At 38.6% G+C, this 922-nt stretch carries 2 protein-coding genes; both read right to left on the bottom strand.

The genetic code is table 11. The features are described from left to right. Positions 1-199: 199 nt before the first annotated feature. Positions 200-445, bottom strand: a complete 246-nt coding sequence (locus R7E38_RS22835) for a DUF2442 domain-containing protein (protein ID WP_025523863.1) — start codon at positions 443-445, stop codon at positions 200-202. Further along, positions 423-743 (bottom strand): DUF4160 domain-containing protein, encoded by a 321-nt coding sequence (locus R7E38_RS22830; RefSeq protein WP_025523864.1) that lies wholly within the window; start codon positions 741-743, stop codon positions 423-425. Before R7E38_RS22830 ends, R7E38_RS22835 begins: the two co-directional genes overlap by 23 nt. Positions 744-922: the final 179 nt, after the last annotated feature.

The following is a 922-nucleotide window of genomic DNA, read 5'->3' as shown; positions in this document are numbered from 1 at the left end:
GTATCAAACAAACAGCTGCCAAATTTTGAGCTCAGAAACATGATTTTGATTGCTAGCTTTTTCTGGCGACTAACGCCCTGTTAAGGTGTGAGCAACGCAATACTGGAGCCGCCGCATGCCATCTTAAACGCTAAACGCAACGCATAGCAAAAATGCCAAGCGTTGCGAATCACTCTTAAACAGTTTGTTAGAAGCACTATTACAATTTGTTTTGGTATAGATCACCGATAGGAAAAATCATTGTGTAATCATCCCAGTTTAGATTCCCATCAAGTAGGTCAAACTTCAAAAAGTGAGAAACGTCTTTATACACATCATAGTCTGGGTGACCATTACCAAAAATAAATGGTGCGAAGTCCACGATTGAAATATGACTATCACTAAACTCGATTTCTAATATGTGACCAGTAAGATGCGTTGCTCTAACCACCGATAACTCTGACATTTTTAACCTTCTTCGTAATTATCATTGGACTTACATGTTTCTTCTTTACAAAGTAGTCTACCCACTTATCCACTATATCTTCCGCATAACAGTGAACAAAGTCTTGAAACTCTCGCTTCTTCTTAGACTCTAACCCAGTCCCCTTATCTTTGACTACAACTCTTGTTATACGTCCATTCTTTAGGTGAATTTCCGCCTTAGATTCTTTACCTTGAAACTTACCATGTATGTGAATCGGCTCATGCTCATTGCTGTAAAAAAATAGAACTATCCCTAAGTACTCATAAATTTTTGGCATATACACCTCCTTAACATAGAGGTGCATCATTGTGCATATATACCAGTTAAAAGTTTGATTAAAGAATGAACGTTTGAATTCTTAGAGCTGTGCCAGTGCTTATAACGCCCTGCTAAGGGGTGAGCAACGCAATACAAAAGCCGCCGCAAACCACCTAAATCACTAAAATCAACGCATAG

Origin of the sequence: Vibrio sp. Vb2131, from assembly GCF_033338535.1 — a bacterium.
Classification (GTDB): Bacteria; Pseudomonadota; Gammaproteobacteria; order Enterobacterales; family Vibrionaceae; genus Vibrio; species Vibrio alginolyticus.
Note: the sequence above shows the minus strand (reverse complement) of the source record. Positions and strands in the feature narration are given on the sequence as shown.